The sequence below is a fragment of the Anoxybacillus pushchinoensis genome (genome assembly GCF_900111795.1).
In the GTDB taxonomy this organism is placed as follows: Bacteria; Bacillota; Bacilli; order Bacillales; family Anoxybacillaceae; genus Anoxybacillus; species Anoxybacillus pushchinoensis.
The window spans coordinates 1-17,711 of sequence record NZ_FOJQ01000022.1 but is presented as its reverse complement, the minus strand read 5'-3'; the positions used below and the strand labels follow the sequence as shown (position 1 = coordinate 17,711).

At 40.7% G+C, this 17,711-nt stretch carries 15 protein-coding genes and 1 rRNA gene; 8 read left to right on the top strand and 8 right to left on the bottom strand.

Annotated features, from left to right (window positions below):
- Window positions 1-22 precede the first annotated feature (22 nt).
- The 8 genes from noc to rpmH form a co-directional block, all read right to left on the bottom strand.
- Complete coding sequence (noc, locus tag BM213_RS07770) at window positions 23-868, bottom strand: nucleoid occlusion protein (protein ID WP_091702677.1); 846 nt, start codon at window positions 866-868, stop codon at window positions 23-25.
- Between the two features lie 35 nt (window positions 869-903).
- Window positions 904-1,617, bottom strand: a complete 714-nt coding sequence (gene rsmG, locus BM213_RS07765) for a 16S rRNA (guanine(527)-N(7))-methyltransferase RsmG (RefSeq protein WP_003397583.1) — start codon at window positions 1,615-1,617, stop codon at window positions 904-906.
- A gap of 13 nt (window positions 1,618-1,630) precedes the next feature.
- On the bottom strand, window positions 1,631-3,520 hold the full coding sequence (mnmG, locus tag BM213_RS07760; protein WP_091702729.1) for a tRNA uridine-5-carboxymethylaminomethyl(34) synthesis enzyme MnmG: 1,890 nt from the start codon (window positions 3,518-3,520) through the stop codon (window positions 1,631-1,633).
- 15 nt (window positions 3,521-3,535) lie between these two features.
- Complete coding sequence (mnmE, locus tag BM213_RS07755) at window positions 3,536-4,921, bottom strand: tRNA uridine-5-carboxymethylaminomethyl(34) synthesis GTPase MnmE (RefSeq protein ID WP_091702674.1); 1,386 nt, start codon at window positions 4,919-4,921, stop codon at window positions 3,536-3,538.
- A gap of 169 nt (window positions 4,922-5,090) precedes the next feature.
- Window positions 5,091-5,708: an RNA-binding cell elongation regulator Jag/EloR gene (jag, locus tag BM213_RS07750; RefSeq protein WP_091702671.1), complete on the bottom strand. Its 618-nt coding sequence runs from the start codon at window positions 5,706-5,708 to the stop codon at window positions 5,091-5,093.
- Window positions 5,705-6,472 (bottom strand): YidC family membrane integrase SpoIIIJ, encoded by a 768-nt coding sequence (gene spoIIIJ / locus BM213_RS07745; protein ID WP_208601886.1) that lies wholly within the window; start codon window positions 6,470-6,472, stop codon window positions 5,705-5,707. Before spoIIIJ ends, jag begins: the two co-directional genes overlap by 4 nt.
- A 66-nt stretch (window positions 6,473-6,538) precedes the next feature.
- Window positions 6,539-6,877 carry a ribonuclease P protein component gene (gene rnpA / locus BM213_RS07740; protein WP_091702726.1) on the bottom strand — a complete coding sequence of 113 codons (339 nt, stop codon included), beginning with the start codon at window positions 6,875-6,877 and terminating at the stop codon, window positions 6,539-6,541.
- A gap of 63 nt (window positions 6,878-6,940) precedes the next feature.
- Window positions 6,941-7,075, bottom strand: a complete 135-nt coding sequence (gene rpmH / locus BM213_RS07735; protein ID WP_043906386.1) for a 50S ribosomal protein L34 — start codon at window positions 7,073-7,075, stop codon at window positions 6,941-6,943.
- 467 nt (window positions 7,076-7,542) lie between these two features.
- Between rpmH and dnaA the strand changes: the two genes are divergently transcribed.
- The 8 genes from dnaA to BM213_RS07695 form a co-directional block, all read left to right on the top strand.
- Window positions 7,543-8,886 carry a chromosomal replication initiator protein DnaA gene (gene dnaA, locus BM213_RS07730; protein ID WP_091702665.1) on the top strand — a complete coding sequence of 448 codons (1,344 nt, stop codon included), beginning with the start codon at window positions 7,543-7,545 and terminating at the stop codon, window positions 8,884-8,886.
- 157 nt (window positions 8,887-9,043) lie between these two features.
- Complete coding sequence (gene dnaN / locus BM213_RS07725; RefSeq protein ID WP_091702661.1) at window positions 9,044-10,180, top strand: DNA polymerase III subunit beta; 1,137 nt, start codon at window positions 9,044-9,046, stop codon at window positions 10,178-10,180.
- Between the two features lie 97 nt (window positions 10,181-10,277).
- Complete coding sequence (gene yaaA / locus BM213_RS07720) at window positions 10,278-10,490, top strand: S4 domain-containing protein YaaA (protein WP_003397596.1); 213 nt, start codon at window positions 10,278-10,280, stop codon at window positions 10,488-10,490.
- Between the two features lie 14 nt (window positions 10,491-10,504).
- Entirely contained in the window at window positions 10,505-11,620 is a 1,116-nt protein-coding gene (gene recF / locus BM213_RS07715; protein ID WP_091702658.1) for a DNA replication/repair protein RecF, read from the top strand.
- Window positions 11,621-11,680: 60 nt separating this feature from the next.
- Window positions 11,681-13,597, top strand: a complete 1,917-nt coding sequence (gene gyrB, locus BM213_RS07710) for a DNA topoisomerase (ATP-hydrolyzing) subunit B (protein WP_425265921.1) — start codon at window positions 11,681-11,683, stop codon at window positions 13,595-13,597.
- A gap of 71 nt (window positions 13,598-13,668) precedes the next feature.
- On the top strand, window positions 13,669-16,122 hold the full coding sequence (gene gyrA, locus BM213_RS07705; protein WP_091702652.1) for a DNA gyrase subunit A: 2,454 nt from the start codon (window positions 13,669-13,671) through the stop codon (window positions 16,120-16,122).
- A gap of 42 nt (window positions 16,123-16,164) precedes the next feature.
- Window positions 16,165-17,250 (top strand): HD-GYP domain-containing protein, encoded by a 1,086-nt coding sequence (locus BM213_RS07700; RefSeq protein ID WP_091702649.1) that lies wholly within the window; start codon window positions 16,165-16,167, stop codon window positions 17,248-17,250.
- 149 nt (window positions 17,251-17,399) lie between these two features.
- A 16S ribosomal RNA gene (locus BM213_RS07695) occupies window positions 17,400-17,711 on the top strand; the annotation flags it as partial.

Below are 17,711 nucleotides of genomic sequence, written 5' to 3'. Positions count from 1 at the left end.
CATCGTCGTTTTTGATGAGGTGTTATTTTTGCTTTTTCGGAATGCGGATTGTAATTTGATAATAGTCTTCAAATTCCTCTTCTTCTGAATCGATGGCAACTCCACTATCAGCAACCATCGTTAACGACTGACGAATCGTATTGACGGCAATGCGCATATCTTTACTTAATGATTTTCGCTTTGATTTTGGGCGTTTATCATTTTCTTCTAGCATTTTAGCCACTCGATCTTCCGTTTGTTTGACGTTTAGTTGCTTTTGAATAATTTCTTCAAGCAACTTTAGCTGCTTATCGTAATCTTTTAACACAATTAACGCACGAGCATGACGCTCTGTAATTTGACGTTGCAACAATGCATCTTGTACTTCTTGAGGTAGTTTTAATAGGCGAAGCTTGTTAGCAATGGTCGATTGTCCTTTTCCGAGCCTTTGGGCTAACGCCTCCTGTGTTAAATTATGCAATTCAAGCAAACGAGCATAAGCAATCGCTTCTTCAATTGGAGTCAACTCTTCCCGTTGCAAGTTTTCAATTAAGGCAACAGAAGCCGTTTCTGTATCATTTAAGTTTTTAATAATGGCAGGTATGTCGGTCCAACCGAGCTTTTGCGCGGCTCGCCATCTCCGTTCGCCAGCAATAATTTCAAACTTTCCATCTTCACATTCCCGAACGACAATTGGTTGGATCATCCCGTGCGTTCGAATGGTTTGAGCAAGCTCGTCAATTTTATCTTCAACAAAAATAGTCCGCGGCTGAAACCGATTTGGAACAATTTGTGAAATAGCTATGCGCTTAATTTCTTCATTCGGTACGACGATCTCCTCTTGCTCTTTCTCACCAAAGCTAAAAAAGCGCGAAAAAGGATGCTTCATTTCCCCCTGACACCACCTTTGAGAACTCAACACATTCATTCAATTGGAAGTTTGTTCGGTACCCCTGGTTTACGTGGATATTTCTTCGGTGTTTTTCTTCTTTTTTCAATAAAAATGATCGCTCGTTCACTTTCCTCAATCGGTAATACAAATTGTTCCACTTTCGCCACTTCCCCACCAAGCACGCGAATCGCTGTATTTCCTTGTTCAAGCTCCTCTTTTGCTGATGCACCTTTCATCGCAATAAACACCCCACCTACCTTTGCAAGCGGCAAGCAAAGCTCGCTTAACACAGACAATCGCGCGACAGCACGAGCCATCACAACATCAAACGACTCGCGGACACTTTTTTGTCCAAACGTTTCAGCTCGGTCGTGGTAAAAAGCAACTCCCTCAAGTCCAAGTTGCCCTGCTAAATGATTAAGAAACGTGATTCGTTTTTGTAAAGAATCAACAATTGATACATGTAGGTGAGGAAAACAAATTTTTAACGGTATGCTCGGAAATCCTGCCCCCGCCCCGACATCGCAAATCGATAACGGCTGTGAAAAATCGTAATAAAAAGCAGGTGTAATCGAGTCAAAAAAATGCTTTAAGTATACGCCCTCTTTGTCTGTAATGGCCGTTAAGTTCATTTTCTCATTCCATTCAACAAGCAGTTCATAATATGTTTCGAATTGAGCGAGTTGTTGAGGAGAAAGCGAGATGCCTTTCTCCTCTAGCATTTGTTTAAATACATTTACATCCATTGTTCATCCCTCTTTATTCATTTGACACGCGTGCGATTTTTCCCTGCTCTAAATACACTAATAAAATTGAAATATCAGCTGGGTTGACCCCTGAAATTCGCGATGCTTGTGCAATAGAAAGCGGACGGACTTGTTTTAACTTTTGTCGCGCCTCTGTCGCCAATCCTGTAATCGCATCGTAATCAATATCTTCTGGAATTTTTTTATTCTCCATTTTCTTCAACTTTTCCACTTGTTGTAGCGATTTTTCAATATATCCTTCGTACTTAATTTGGATTTCCACTTGTTCTGCCACTTCTGGATCAATCGGCTGCTCCGTTGGCACAAGCATTTGAATATGTTCATATGTCATTTCTGGACGCTTTAACAAGTCGGCAGCGCGAATGCCATCTTTTAACTCGCTCCCCCCGACACGCCGAATCATTTCTTGCACTTGCGGCGTCGGTTTAATAATGTACGATTTTAACCGCTTCTTCTCCGCTTCGATCGCTTCTTTTTTCGCTAAAAACTTTTCATATCGCTCTTGTGAGATTAAACCGAGCTTATATCCAATTTCCGTTAAACGTAAATCAGCATTGTCATGTCTGAGTAAAAGACGATATTCAGCACGGGATGTTAACAAGCGGTACGGTTCATTCGTTCCTTTCGTGACAAGATCATCGATTAAAACACCGATATACGCTTCTGAACGACTTAAAATTAATTCCTCTTTGCCAAGCGCTTTACATGCAGCATTAATACCAGCAATTAATCCTTGGCCAGCCGCCTCTTCATATCCTGATGTCCCGTTAATTTGTCCCGCTGTGTATAGTCGCTGAACGACTTTTGTTTCTAACGTTGGCCATAATTGCGTTGGGACAATCGCATCATATTCGATCGCATAGCCAGCTCGCATCAGCTGTGCTTTCTCTAACCCCGGAATAGTCGCTAACATTCGACGTTGAATATGTTCCGGCAAACTTGTGGATAACCCTTGCACGTACACTTCTTGTGTGTGTCTCCCTTCAGGCTCAAGGAAAATTTGGTGACGCGGCTTATCATGAAAACGAACGATTTTATCTTCGATCGATGGACAATAGCGTGGACCTGTCCCTTTAATCATTCCTGAATACATCGGTGACAAGTGCAAATTTTCATCGATAATTCGGTGCGTTTCCTCAGTCGTGTAAGTGAGCCAACAAGGAAGCTGATCAGTGATGTATTGTTTCGTTTCATATGAAAACGCGCGCGGCACGTCGTCCCCTGGCTGAATTTCTGTTTTGCTATAGTCAATCGTATGGCTGTTGACTCGCGGCGGCGTCCCTGTTTTAAAACGAACGAGCTCAAAACCAAGCTCCTCTAAATGTTCTGAGAGCTTAACTGATGGTTGTTGATTGTTTGGACCGCTTGAATATTTAATATCCCCAATAATGATTTCACCGCGCAAAAATGTTCCTGTCGTAATAACAACAGCCTTTGCGTAATAGTGAGCACCTGTATGTGTTATTACTCCCTTACATACACCATCTTCGACGATTAATTTTTCTACCTTTCCTTGTAATAATGTTAAATTCTCTTGGTTTTCTAACGTTTTTTTCATTTCCTGTTGATATAAAAATTTATCTGCTTGTGCACGCAGCGCCCGCACCGCCGGTCCTTTTCCTGTATTTAACATTCTCATTTGAATATGCGTTTTGTCGATATTTTTGCCCATTTCGCCACCAAGGGCGTCGATTTCGCGTACGACAATTCCTTTTGCAGGACCGCCAATGGATGGATTACATGGCATAAAAGCGATCATATCAAGGTTAAGTGTAATGACTAAAGTGTTTGCCCCCATGCGCGCAGCAGCAAGCGCAGCCTCACACCCAGCATGACCAGCACCGACGACGATGACATCATAAGACCCTGCCTCGTAATGCATCATGAAGTTCCCTCCTTATTTTCCTAAACAAAATTGTGCAAACAACTGATCAATTAAGCTTTCGTGTACCGTATCGCCAACAATTTCTCCTAGTAACTCCCACGCTCTTGTTAAATCAATTTGTACGATGTCGATCGGCATGCCCGACTCGATGCCGTGAATCGCTTCTTCTATCGACTTTTTCGCTTGCGTTAGCAACGCAATATGGCGCGAATTTGATACATATGTTAAATCACGTGCTTCGACATCCCCACTGAAAAACAATGAGGCAATCGCCTCTTCAAGTTGATCGATTCCTCTTTCTTCTAGCAACGATGTCGTAATAATTGGTGCCCCTTGCGCCAATTGTTTTACCCGCTCCATATCTATTCGTTTAGGCAAGTCCGTCTTATTGACAATAACGATGACATCCATCCCTTTTACTGCTTCAAATAGCTGTTCATCTTCTAGCGTCAACGGTTCACTATAGTTGAGCACAAGTAAAATCAAATCGGCTTCTTTTAACACTTTCCGTGATCGCTCGACCCCAATGCGCTCAACGATATCCTCTGTTTCGCGAATGCCTGCCGTATCTAACAAGCGGAGTGGTACACCCCGGACATTGACATACTCCTCGATCACATCACGCGTCGTACCGGGAATATCGGTGACGATCGCTCGATTTTCGTGGGCCAAGCTGTTTAATAGCGATGATTTTCCGACATTTGGACGTCCGACAATGACGGTCGCTAATCCATCTCGTAACACTTTTCCTTGTTGTGCTGTCTGCAACAATCGTCCAATTTCATTTTTCACTTCTGTCGCTTTCTCAAGCAACAAACGATGCGTCATTTCTTCGACATCATCATACTCTGGATAGTCAATATTCACTTCAACGTGTGCCAACGTCTCTAAAATCGTTTGACGTAGACGACGAATAAGTTTTGATAACCTTCCTTCCATTTGGTTCAATGCAACGGCCATCGCACGATCCGTTTTAGCACGGATTAAGTCCATCACCGCTTCCGCTTGTGATAAATCAATGCGACCGTTTAAAAAAGCTCTCTTCGTAAATTCACCCGGTTCTGCTAAACGAGCGCCGTACTCTAACACGAGTTGAAGCACGCGGTTAACAGAAATAAGACCGCCATGGCAATTAATTTCAACGACATCCTCGCGTGTGAACGTTTTTGGCGCTCTCATAACGGTTACCATCACTTCTTCAACTGTTTCTTTCGTCTCCGGATGAACGATATGCCCATAATGAATTGTATGAGATGGGACGTCTTTAAGCCTCTTCCCGGCAACTCCGACAAACAGTTGATCGACAATTTGTATCGCCTTATCCCCGCTTAGGCGGACAATTGCAATTGCCCCTTCACCCATCGGGGTTGAGATTGCTGCAATTGTATCAAACTCCATGTTACTCACCTTCTTCCATAAAAAAAATCATCCACATCTATGTCACACATATGTTACTCACAATGTTAATCAAATAAATTTTAACTTATCCACATGTGAATAACAACATACACACCTTGTTTGAATTTACAAAAAAAATTCTCTAGGAACGACTTCCCCTAGAGAATGTTTACCGTTTTAATGAAATAACGACGTGGCGATGCGGCTCCGTTCCAGCCGAAAACGTTTGTACTTTTTCATCGTCGCTCAACGCCGCATGAATGACTTTTCGTTCCCATGCACTCATCGGCTCTAACGACATATCTTTTCCAGTTTGCACTACTTTTTTCGCCATGCTTTTCGCTAAACGAACGAGCGTTTCTTCTCTCCGTTTTCGATAACCTTCGGCATCAACGACAACATAAAGCGAACGATCGGCACAACGATTTAAAACGCCTTGCGCCAACAATTGCAATGCATTCAACGTCTGACCGTGCTTTCCGATGACTCGTGCAACATCTGGACCTGACAGCAAAACAACTAAGCGATCTTTTTCACTGTGGCACGACAGATGAACACGCACGTTCATCTGTTCGATCACTTGCTTTAAAAACGATTCAACACAATAAAATGGGTTGCTGATCGTCACTTCAACAATTGCTTCTTTTCCGCCGAACAAACCAAGAAACGGTCTTTTTTCCTGTTGCAAAACGACAATATCGACCGCTTCTTTCGGCACATGTAATTGCGCTAACACCTTTTCCACTGCCTCTTCTACCGTTTGGCCACCCATCGTTATTCGTTTCACTTTCCCGTTCCCCCAGCTTGATTCGTTGCTTTTAATTCCGGCCCTTTAATAAAGTACGTTTGTGCAATCATAAATAAGTTACCGACTACCCAATAAAGTGAAAGTGCTGCTGGGAAGTTAATCGCAAATATAACGACCATGATTGGCATTAACCAAAGGAGCATAACCATCTGTGGATTTTGTTGCTCGATGCCGGCCATCATCATTTTTTGCTGAATAAACGTCGTTATTCCCGCCACAAGCGGTAAAATAAAAAACGGATCTTTCTCACCTAAATCAAACCATAAAAAGTTATGACGTGCAATTTCCTCTGTACGCACAATTGCATGGTAAAAACCGATTAAAATCGGCATCTGAATGAGTATTGGAAGACAACCGGCTAGCGGATTGACGCCATGCTTTTGGAAAAGCAACATTGTCTCTTGTTGAAGTTTTTGCTGCGTTTGTGCATCCTTAGAGCTATATTTTTCTCGAAGTTTCTGTAGCTCAGGCTGTAACGCTTGCATTGCTTTTGAACTCTTCGTTTGTTGAATCATTAGCGGCAAAATAGCTAAGCGAATGAGAATTGTAACGATGATAATACCTAGTCCATAATTAGAGCCAAACATTTCAGATGTATATGTAATTAACCAAGATAGTGGGTAAACGATATACTCGTTCCAAAACCCTTTGCTTTCTGCAGTAATTGGCTGATTGATTTCTGTACATCCTGCTAACACAACAGCAAGAAGTAAAAATAGCCATGCGACTTGCCTTTTTTTCACTCGTTCTTCCTCCCTACTCTGTAAATGCATTCCTCACAACATTTTAACATATAATCAACTCAACGTTTAATAAAAAGCGTTCGCCCGTCTCAAGACGTGCAATAAGCTTTTTCTCACCTCTTCATACTCCATTGTAGCTACCGGCACTCGCGCGATGATCACATAATCTTTTCCAACTTGAATTCGATCACGTTCTTCCTGAAATACTTGGCGAATATAGCGCTTCACCCGATTTCGCACGACCGCTTTCCCAATTTTTTTGCTAACGGATAAGCCGATGCGGAAATACGATTGTTCAGGCCTATCTAGAACGTATATGACAAACTGTCGGTTCGCTACCGATTTACCTTTTTTAAACACTTCTTGAAATTCGTCATTTTTTTTAATGCGATATTTTTTTTTCATGTGCTCCAATAACACCTCGATCGTAACTCCCGTTAGAAAAAAGACCACTGATCGTTCAGTGGCCTATGCAGATAATACTTTTCTTCCTTTACGACGACGGCGAGCAAGAACTTTACGGCCGTTCTTTGTGCTCATACGCGCGCGGAAACCGTGTACTTTGCTACGTTTCCGATTGTTTGGTTGATACGTTCTTTTCATATATGACACCTCCCTGAGGAATAACTGTTAAAAGACAGTCTTTCTAATTATAGTGAGAAATTAAGAGAAATGTCAACTACTCCGGGAGTATCTTTTTTTGACGATCCTGTGATTATTACTGTGGATAAAATTTTTGTCGTTTTTTTGTATCCACAACATTTATCGACAAGTTTTTCACATCTTATAACTTTGTGGATAAAAAATTTTCACATCTTTTTTGTTTTGTGGATAATTTTTCAAAACCATTGCAACATAAGAATTTATTTGCTATTATATTTTTGTTTTTACTCTGGATAGTTCAATAATCATTTTTCATTATCCACAAAATGTGGATAATGTGTGGACAGTTTCGTCCACATTATGTGTAAATATTTGTCCACAATCGGTGAAAACTGTCGAAAAAAGTTTTTTTATAGACAACATTGTACAAAAGTTATACACCCGCGCGGAGAAGGAGGGAGAGCGGCGTGGAAAACATTTCAGATTTATGGAATAAAGCGTTAGCAGAAATTGAGAAAAAAATTAGCAAGCCTAGTTTCGAGACATGGCTGAAATCGACAACGGCTCATTCGCTAAAAGGCGACATACTTATTATTACCGTTCCAAACGAATTCACGAAGGACTGGCTCGAATCGCGCTACACTCGGCTTATTGAACAAACGCTCTATGATATTATCGGGGAAGAATTAAAAATCAAATGCACGATTCCTAACGATCAAACATCGGAAGAATTTGATGTAAAACCAACAAGTAAACCGCGAAAACACGATGATGAACAAACAGAATTCCCACAAAGTATGCTCAATCCAAAATATACGTTTGATACATTTGTCATTGGATCCGGAAACCGCTTTGCCCATGCTGCCTCTCTAGCAGTAGCGGAAGCTCCGGCCAAAGCATACAACCCCCTTTTCATTTACGGTGGTGTAGGCCTAGGCAAGACGCACCTCATGCATGCGATCGGTCATTACGTTCTTGAACATAATCCGTCAGCGAAAGTTGTATATTTATCTTCTGAAAAGTTCACAAACGAATTTATTAACGCCATTCGCGATAACCGACCAGATGATTTTCGCAACAAATATCGCAACGTGGACGTGCTGTTAATAGATGATATTCAATTTCTAGCTGGAAAAGAACAAACGCAAGAAGAATTTTTCCATACGTTCAATACACTACATGAAGAAAGTAAGCAAATTGTCATATCAAGCGACCGACCTCCAAAAGAAATTCCGACGTTAGAAGATCGCCTTCGTTCTCGTTTTGAATGGGGCTTGATTACAGACATCACTCCTCCCGACTTGGAAACGAGAATTGCTATTTTGCGCAAGAAAGCAAAAGCGGAAGGATTCGATATACCGAACGAGGTGATGTTGTATATTGCTAATCAAATTGATTCAAACATTCGTGAATTAGAAGGAGCGCTCATTCGCGTTGTTGCTTACTCTTCCTTAATCAACAAAGAAATTAACGCTGACTTAGCAGCAGAGGCGTTAAAAGACATTATTCCAAGTTCTAAGCCAAAAGTGATTACCATTCAAGACATTCAGCGTGTCGTTGGCGAACATTTTAACGTGAAACTTGAGGATTTTAAGGCAAAAAAACGAACAAAATCTGTTGCTTTTCCGCGCCAAATTGCGATGTATCTTTCACGTGAACTGACGGACTGTTCACTTCCGAAAATTGGTGAAGAATTTGGTGGACGCGACCATACAACTGTCATTCATGCACATGAAAAAATCTCATCTCTCATTCAAACAGACGTTCAACTACAAAAACAGTTGAAGGAAATTATGGAGAAACTGAAATAATGTGAATAACTTTGTTTCATTTGTGCACAGACTGTCCACATGTGGATAGCCTGTGCTTCCTTTGTTTTATTCACTTATCCACATAATCACAGCGCCTAGTACTACGATTAATAGTTTTTTAAAAAAATAATAAATAAATTTTAGGGAGGTTTTCCTTGTGAAAGTTATTATCGATCGCGATCATTTAGTGAGAAGTGTACAAGATGTTATGAAAGCCGTATCATCTCGAACAACAATTCCTATTTTAACTGGAATTAAAGTTGTTGCTTCCCAACATGGTGTCACATTGACAGGAAGTGATTCAGACATTTCTATTGAGTCATTTATCCCTGCAGAGGAAGAAGATCGAATGATTGTCGATGTCATTAAACAAGGAAGTGTCGTATTACAAGCCCGTTTTTTTAGCGAGATTGTTCGCAAATTACCAAAAGAAGCAGTAGAAATTGAAGTAAAAGATCAATTTGTTACAACAATTCGTTCAGGAAAAACAGAGTTTCATTTGAATGGATTAGATCCAGAAGAATATCCACGCTTGCCGCAAATTCAAGAGGAAAATATGTTTAAAATACCAGCTGATTTGTTGAAACATGTCATTCGTCAAACGGTCTTTGCTGTGTCCACCTCAGAAACACGACCAATCTTAACAGGTGTAAACTGGCGGATCGAAAACAATGAGTTAACGTGTATTGCAACAGATAGTCACCGGCTAGCTATGCGAAAAGCGAAAGTGGAAACCGAGACCGAAGCACATTACAACATCGTTATTCCTGGAAAAAGCTTAAATGAATTAAATAAAATTCTCGAGGAAACAAATGAACTTGTTCACATCGTTGTAACTGAAAATCAAGTATTATTCAAAACGAAACATTTACTATTTTTCTCACGGTTACTAGACGGAAACTATCCGGACACATCGCGGCTTATTCCTACAGACAGCCAAACGGATATGATTGTAAAAACAAAAGAGTTTTTACAAGCGATCGACCGGGCGTCGCTACTAGCGCGTGAAGGAAGAAACAATGTCGTCCGTTTAGCAACGTTACCTGGAAAAGTCGTTGAAATTTCTTCGAACTCACCGGAAATCGGAAAAGTGGTAGAGGAAGTACAATGTGAACAACTAGAAGGTGAAGATCTAAAAATCTCTTTCAGTGCTAAATATATGATGGACTCATTAAAAGCGTTAGAAGAAACAGAGATTAAAATTAGTTTTACTGGTGCGATGCGACCATTTTTGATTCGCCCGCTCCATGATGATTCGATGCTTCAGTTAATTTTGCCTGTGCGCACATACTAAAGCTGCTAGACAGACTAGCAGCTTTCCTTTTCTTAATCCCTATTTTTTAGTACAATGAAGGAATGGACACTTTTTATGGAAAGTGAGCGGATGATGAATGAAAGAAATAAAAATTGCAACAGAAACAATTACGCTTGGACAATTTTTGAAATTAGCGAATGTCATTTCAACAGGTGGCATGGCGAAATGGTTTTTACAAACAAACGATGTATTTGTTAACGGTGAACGGGAACAACGTCGCGGTCGCAAGTTGAAAGTCGGGGACGTTGTTGATATTGAAACAATCGGTACATTTACGATTCGTTCATAAAGGTGGGGGCACCTTTGTTTTTAGAACAGTTAACTTTAAGAAATTACCGAAACTATGAGCAAGGTGATTGGCAATTTAAAAATAAAGTAAATGTCATTTTGGGGGAGAATGCCCAAGGAAAAACAAACGTTATGGAGTCTATTTATGTGTTAGCGATGGCGAAATCGCATCGGACGACGAACGATAAAGATTTAATTCGTTGGGACGAAGATTATGCTAAAATAGAAGGTAGAGTAGGAAAGAAAAACGGTTCAACTTTTTTACAGTTGATACTATCAAAAAAAGGGAAAAAGGCGAGACTAAATTATATTGAACAAGCAAAGTTGAGCAGTTATGTTGGACATATGAATGTTGTTATGTTTGCTCCGGAAGATTTAAATCTTGTAAAAGGAAGCCCACAAATTCGAAGGCGCTTTATCGACATGGAAATCGGTCAAGTATCGCCTATGTATATGCACGAGCTTGCACAATATCAAAAAGTGTTACAACAAAGAAATCAATATTTAAAGCTACTTCAGTCAAAAAAGCAGACGGACGAAACATTCCTCGATGTGCTTACAGAACAGCTTGTTCAGCTCGCTGCTAAAATTACTCTGAAAAGATATGAATTTATCGAATTACTACAAACATGGGCAAAACCGATTCATGCCGAAATTAGTCGAGGGAACGAACAGTTAGCCATTCATTATCGTCCGTCCATTGATGTATTAGATAAACAACAATTGTCGAGAATAGTAGAAGCGTATAACGACAAATTCACAAAAATAAAAACAAAAGAAATAGAACGAGGCACAACACTTATCGGACCACATCGGGATGATTTATCGTTTACAATCAACGAAAAAGATGTGCAGACGTTTGGTTCACAAGGTCAACAACGAACGGCAGCTCTTTCATTAAAGTTAGCTGAAATTGATTTAATTTTTTCGGAGATCGGTGAGTATCCAATTCTTTTGCTCGATGATGTACTATCGGAGCTCGATGATTTCCGCCAAACGCATTTGCTAGATGCTATACAAGGGAAAGTTCAAACATTTGTCACAACAACGAGCATCGATGGAATTGAGCACCGCGTTATTCAAGATGCGGATGTGTATGAAGTCATATCAGGGCAAATGATAAAACGCTAGTCGTTCATAAAACTCGAACATATTGTTCGAAAAGGAAAGCGTAGGTGATCAATAATGACGATGGAACAAAGAGAGCAAACCGTTTATGATGAAAGTCAAATTCAAGTTCTCGAAGGATTGGAAGCGGTACGAAAGAGACCTGGAATGTATATCGGATCAACCGGGGCAAAAGGACTGCACCATCTCGTGTGGGAAATTGTTGATAACAGTATCGATGAAGCATTAGCTGGATTTTGCACAGAAATTAACGTCATTGTTGAAGAAGATAACAGTATTACAGTAATTGATAACGGGCGCGGGATTCCAGTTGGTATTCACGAAAAGATGGGAAAACCAGCTGTTGAAGTCATTATGACCGTGCTGCATGCTGGTGGAAAGTTCGGCGGGGGCGGTTATAAAGTATCCGGTGGTTTGCACGGGGTCGGTGCATCTGTCGTCAACGCTTTGTCAGAAGAATTAGAAGTGTATGTACATCGCGACGGGAAAATTCACTATCAAAAATATAAGCGGGGAGTGCCTTGTTCGGATTTGCAAGTGGTAGGAGAGACAGATCGAACCGGGACGATAATCCACTTTAAACCAGACCCGGAGATTTTTAAAGAAACAACTGAATATGATTACGATACGCTCGCACATCGATTGAGAGAGCTCGCCTTTTTAAACAAAGGTATCCGCATTACGCTCGAGGATCGTCGTGAAGAGAAGCGTGCTAATGAATATTACTACGAGGGTGGAATCTCCTCATATGTCAAACATTTAAATCGAACAAAAGAGACGCTCCACGAGGAGCCGATTTACATTGAGGGTGAAAAAGACGGTATCCAGGTGGAAATCGCTTTACAATATAATGACGGATATACAAGTAATATTTACTCCTTTGCGAACAACATTCATACGCATGAAGGCGGTACTCATGAACTTGGTTTTAAGACCGCTTTAACGCGAATTATTAATGATTATGGTCGGAAAAATAATATGTTCAAAGAGCAAGATGCGAATTTGACGGGGGAAGATGTACGTGAAGGGCTTACTGCAATCATTTCAGTGAAACATCCGTCACCTCAGTTTGAAGGACAAACGAAGACGAAGCTTGGAAATAGCGATGCTCGTACAGCGACAGAGTCTATTTTTGCTGAACAATTCGAGAAGTTTTTGCTAGAAAACCCGTCTGTTGCAAAAAAAATCGTTGAAAAAGGAATTTTAGCTTCGCGCGCACGTCTAGCAGCTAAGCGCGCAAGAGAGCTAACGAGAAGAAAAAATGCCCTTGAAGTATCGAGTTTGCCTGGGAAATTAGCGGATTGTTCTTCGAAAGATCCATCAATATGCGAGTTGTATGTCGTCGAGGGAGATTCAGCGGGTGGTTCTGCTAAACAAGGACGTGATCGTCATTTTCAAGCGATTTTACCGCTACGAGGTAAAATTATTAACGTTGAAAAGTCGAGATTGGATAAAATTTTATCAAACAATGAAGTACGTGCAATTATTACAGCTCTCGGTACGGGAATTGGGGAAGATTTTGATATTACAAAAGCCCGTTACCATAAAATTATTATTATGACGGATGCGGATGTGGATGGTGCTCACATTCGAACATTGTTGCTTACATTTTTCTACCGCTATATGCGAGATGTAATCGAACACGGTTACGTGTATATTGCTCAGCCACCGTTATATAAAATTCAACAAGGAAAACGAATTGAGTATGCGTATAGCGATCGACAACTTGAAGAAATACTCGCCCGTTTGCCTGAGCAGCCAAAACCGATCATTCAACGTTACAAAGGTCTTGGTGAAATGAATCCAGAACAACTTTGGGAAACAACGATGAACCCTGAGACGCGAACATTGCTAAAAGTAAGTTTGCAAGATGCGATGGAAGCGGATGAGACGTTTGAAATCTTAATGGGAGATAAAGTTGAACCACGTAGACAGTTTATTGAGGAAAATGCAAAATACGTAAAAAATCTTGACATTTAAACATGTTGGAGAGTGTTTATTCACCCTCCCCTGTTTTCTTTATTTGTTAAGTAAGGGAGGTTTGTTGCTATATGTCTGAACGGGTAAAAGAAATAAGCATTAGTCAAGAAATGCGTGCATCGTTTCTTGACTATGCTATGAGCGTCATCGTATCGCGCGCACTTCCAGATGTGCGTGATGGGCTCAAGCCGGTACATCGTCGCATTTTATATGCGATGCACGATTTAGGGATGACGGCAGACAAGCCTTATAAAAAGTCAGCACGCATTGTTGGTGAAGTTATCGGAAAGTATCATCCGCACGGTGATGCAGCAGTATACGATACGATGGTGCGGATGGCTCAAGATTTTAACTATCGATATATGCTCGTTGATGGCCATGGAAACTTCGGGTCGATCGATGGGGATGCCGCAGCAGCTATGCGTTATACAGAGGCGAGAATGTCGAAGATTTCGATGGAGTTGTTGCGTGATATTAACAAGGAGACGATCGACTATCAAGATAACTACGACGGTTCAGAACGTGAACCAATCGTTTTGCCAGCTCGCTTTCCAAATTTACTTGTAAATGGGTCTTCGGGCATTGCAGTTGGAATGGCGACAAACATTCCACCTCACCAACTTGGGGAGGTTATTGACGCTTTATTAGAGCTTATGAAAGACCCGGACATGACTGTTGCTGAACTGATGGAGTACTTGCCGGGTCCAGATTTTCCGACAGGTGCTCAAATTATTGGAAGAAGCGGCATTCGGAAAGCGTATGAAACAGGTCGAGGTTCAATTACGTTACGTGCAAAAGCGGAGATTGAACAAAAAGAAAACGGAAAAGAAATGATTATTGTCCGTGAATTGCCTTATCAAGTAAATAAAGCTAAGTTGATTGAAAAAATTGCTGAGCTTGTACGCGAAAAGAAAATTGATGGCATTACAGATTTGCGTGATGAATCGGATCGAAACGGCATGCGTATCGTCATTGAAGTGAGAAGAGATGTGAGCGCTCATGTCGTACTTAACAATTTATATAAACAAACCGCTTTACAAACGAGCTTTGGTATTAACATGCTTGCGCTCGTCGATGGGCAGCCGAAAGTGTTGAATTTAAAGCAATGTTTACAACATTACTTAAATCATCAAAAAGTTGTCATCCGTCGTCGCACGCAGTTTGAATTAAACAAAGCAGAAGCTCGCGCGCACATTTTAGAAGGATTACGTATTGCCCTCGATCATTTAGATGAAGTGATTGAGCTTATTCGTCAATCTGCCACAGTAGACGTAGCAAAAGAAGGGTTAATGACGAGGTTTCAGTTAAGTGAGAAACAAGCGCAAGCTATTTTAGATATGCGCCTGCAACGTTTAACTGGATTAGAGCGTGAAAAAATCGAGCAAGAGTATGCTGAGTTATTAGGACTTATCGCACGTTTAAAGGCTATTTTAGCTGATGAACAAAAAGTGTTACAAATTATTCGTGATGAGTTGCTTGAAATTAAAGAAAAGTTCAATGATCATCGTCGCACGGAAATTGTAAGTGGTAGTTTAGAAACGATTGATGACGAAGATTTAATTACTCGTGAAAATATTGTTGTTACGCTAACTCATCGAGGATACATTAAGAGACTCCCTGTCTCAACATATCGGAGCCAGAGACGAGGTGGGCGAGGTATTCAAGGAATGAATACGAACGAGGACGATTTCGTTGAACACCTAGTCATTACATCTACACATGATATCGTTTTATTTTTTACAAACAAAGGAAAAGTATATAAGGCAAAAGGATATGAAATCCCAGAATTTAGTCGTACAGCAAAAGGTCTTCCAATCGTTAACTTATTAAACATTGAAAAAGATGAAGTCATTAATACAGTTATTGCTATCGAACAATTTCATGAAGATGCGTTTTTATTTTTCACAACAAAGCAGGGTATTGCTAAACGATCACCGTTATCTTCATTTGCTAACATCCGGAACCACGGTTTAATTGCAATTCATTTGCATGAAGGTGATGAGTTAATATCCGTAAAACTTACAGACGGCCATAAACATATCATCGTCGGAACGAAAAATGGAATGTTGATCCGTTTTCCTGAAACGGATGTTCGCTCGATGGGACGAACAGCTGCAGGTGTGAAGGCGATTACGCTATGTCCGGGTGACGAAGTTGTTGGAATGGAAAGTTTAAACGGTAATGAGGAAATTTTAATTGTAACGAAAAAAGGGTACGGAAAACGAACTCCAGCTTCCGAATATCGCATTCAAGGCCGGGGAGGAAAAGGAATAAAAACGTGCAATATTACTGAAAAGAATGGTGATGTCGTGGCCGTGAAAACAGTCACAGGCGAAGAAGATCTCATGTTAATGACTGCAAGTGGTGTAATGATTCGCATAGCAGTTGGAGATATTTCTGTTATGGGACGGAATACACAAGGTGTGAAACTTATTCGTCTAGATGAAGACAATGAGCAAGAGTACGTGGCAACAGTAGCCAAAGTGCCGAAAGAAGAAGAAAAAGAACTATTGCAAGAAGAGTAGAGGGGGTTCCCCTCTACGGTTCTACAAAGGTGGTGGGGAGATGTGTTGTTAGTAAAAACACCCCAATTGCAAGAGGGATGCATTTTAGCGGAAGATGTCATTGGAAAGTCAAATCGTGTGATCATTCCGAAAAATACGGTGTTGAACAAAAAAATGTTAACCGTATTACAAAAATTTCTTGTTACCCAAGTGCGTGTGCAATCCGTCCTTGTCGACGGGAGTACATTTCGTCCGAGTGAAATTATTCAAGAGGATGTACCAAAACCAAAAGCAACAGAGAATAAAGACGTATTGAAGCTATATTTGGAAGCTGTTCAGCAATACAAACAGATGTTTCAAAGTTGGCAGTCAGGATTACCTATTGATATCGGAAAAGTCCGGAAAATGTTTATGCCTTTATTCGAAAAAGTACTAGAAGCGGAAAAAGAATTGCTCTTTCTTCACCATTACTGTACAAAGTCAGAATATCTATTTCATCATGCGGTAACGGTCGGCCTTTTCTCAGGTGTATTGGCTAAAAAGTTACAATATACAAAAGGTGACTATTGTCAAGTAGCCATCGCTGGTTTACTAAGCGATTGTGGCATGGCAAAGGTTGATCCGAAAATACTGACTAAAAGTACAGCCCTCACCCCAGCCGAATATAAAGATATGCGTCAACATACTGTTTATGGGTATAAAATGGTTCAAAAAGTTACAGCGCTACAAGAAGGGGTAAAGCTTGCAATTTTGCAACATCATGAGAGAAATGATGGAAGCGGGTATTTGCTTAATGTGAAAGAAGAGAAAATACACCCTTACAGTAAAATTGTTGCTGTTGCTGATGTATACCATGCGATGATTTCTGAACGTCCTTACCGTAACAAGCAATCTCTTTTTAAAGTGTTCGAACAAATTCATAAAGATTGTTTTGGGAAGTTTGATCTTTCCGTTGTTCAAGCGTTAGCATCGCTTTTAATGACCCTTTCGATTGGAGCAAAAGTGAAATTATCAAACGAGCAGGTCGGGGAAATTGTCTTTTTCGAGCAAGATTCACCGTCTCATCCGATGATTAAAATAAGTGGGACAAATCAAATTGTTTCACTAAAAGAAGAAAAAGATGTATTTATCGAAGAAATTATAAAATGACAGCAGTCATCGCTGTTGTCATTTTATTTTTTATAAAAAACATGAGAAAAAGTGTTGACAATAACAAAGGGCTCTTGTATGATATATTTTGTGCTTGATGTTCCTTGAAAACTGAACAAAACAGCAGCGTAAAAGCTAGAGATAAACTTTCTATGGAGAGTTTGATCCTGGCTCAGGACGAACGCTGGCGGCGTGCCTAATACATGCAAGTCGAGCGGACGATTCAAAAGCTTGCTTTTGAATCGTTAGCGGCGGACGGGTGAGTAACACGTGGGCAACCTGCCCTGTAGACGGGGATAACACCGAGAAATCGGTGCTAATACCGGATAACACGAAATGTCGCATGACGTTTCGTTGAAAGGCGGCGCAAGCTGCCGCTACAGGATGGGCCCGCGGCGCATTAGCTAGTTGGTGAGGTAACGGCTCACCAAGGCGACGATGCGTAGCCGACCTGAGAGGGT

Excerpts from the sequence above, each read along its gene's own strand:
- noc (WP_091702677.1), bottom strand. The coding sequence starts at position 868 with ATGAAGCATCCTTTTTCGCGCTTTTTTAGCTTTGGTGAGAAAGAGCAA.
- rsmG (WP_003397583.1), bottom strand. The coding sequence starts at position 1,617 with ATGGATGTAAATGTATTTAAACAAATGCTAGAGGAGAAAGGCATCTCG.
- mnmG (WP_091702729.1), bottom strand. The coding sequence starts at position 3,520 with ATGCATTACGAGGCAGGGTCTTATGATGTCATCGTCGTCGGTGCTGGT.
- mnmE (WP_091702674.1), bottom strand. The coding sequence starts at position 4,921 with ATGGAGTTTGATACAATTGCAGCAATCTCAACCCCGATGGGTGAAGGG.
- rnpA (WP_091702726.1), bottom strand. The coding sequence starts at position 6,877 with ATGAAAAAAAAATATCGCATTAAAAAAAATGACGAATTTCAAGAAGTG.
- rpmH (WP_043906386.1), bottom strand. The coding sequence starts at position 7,075 with ATGAAAAGAACGTATCAACCAAACAATCGGAAACGTAGCAAAGTACAC.
- yaaA (WP_003397596.1), top strand. The coding sequence starts at position 10,278 with ATGAAAGAAATAAAAATTGCAACAGAAACAATTACGCTTGGACAATTT.
- gyrB (WP_425265921.1), top strand. The coding sequence starts at position 11,681 with ATGGAACAAAGAGAGCAAACCGTTTATGATGAAAGTCAAATTCAAGTT.
- gyrA (WP_091702652.1), top strand. The coding sequence starts at position 13,669 with ATGTCTGAACGGGTAAAAGAAATAAGCATTAGTCAAGAAATGCGTGCA.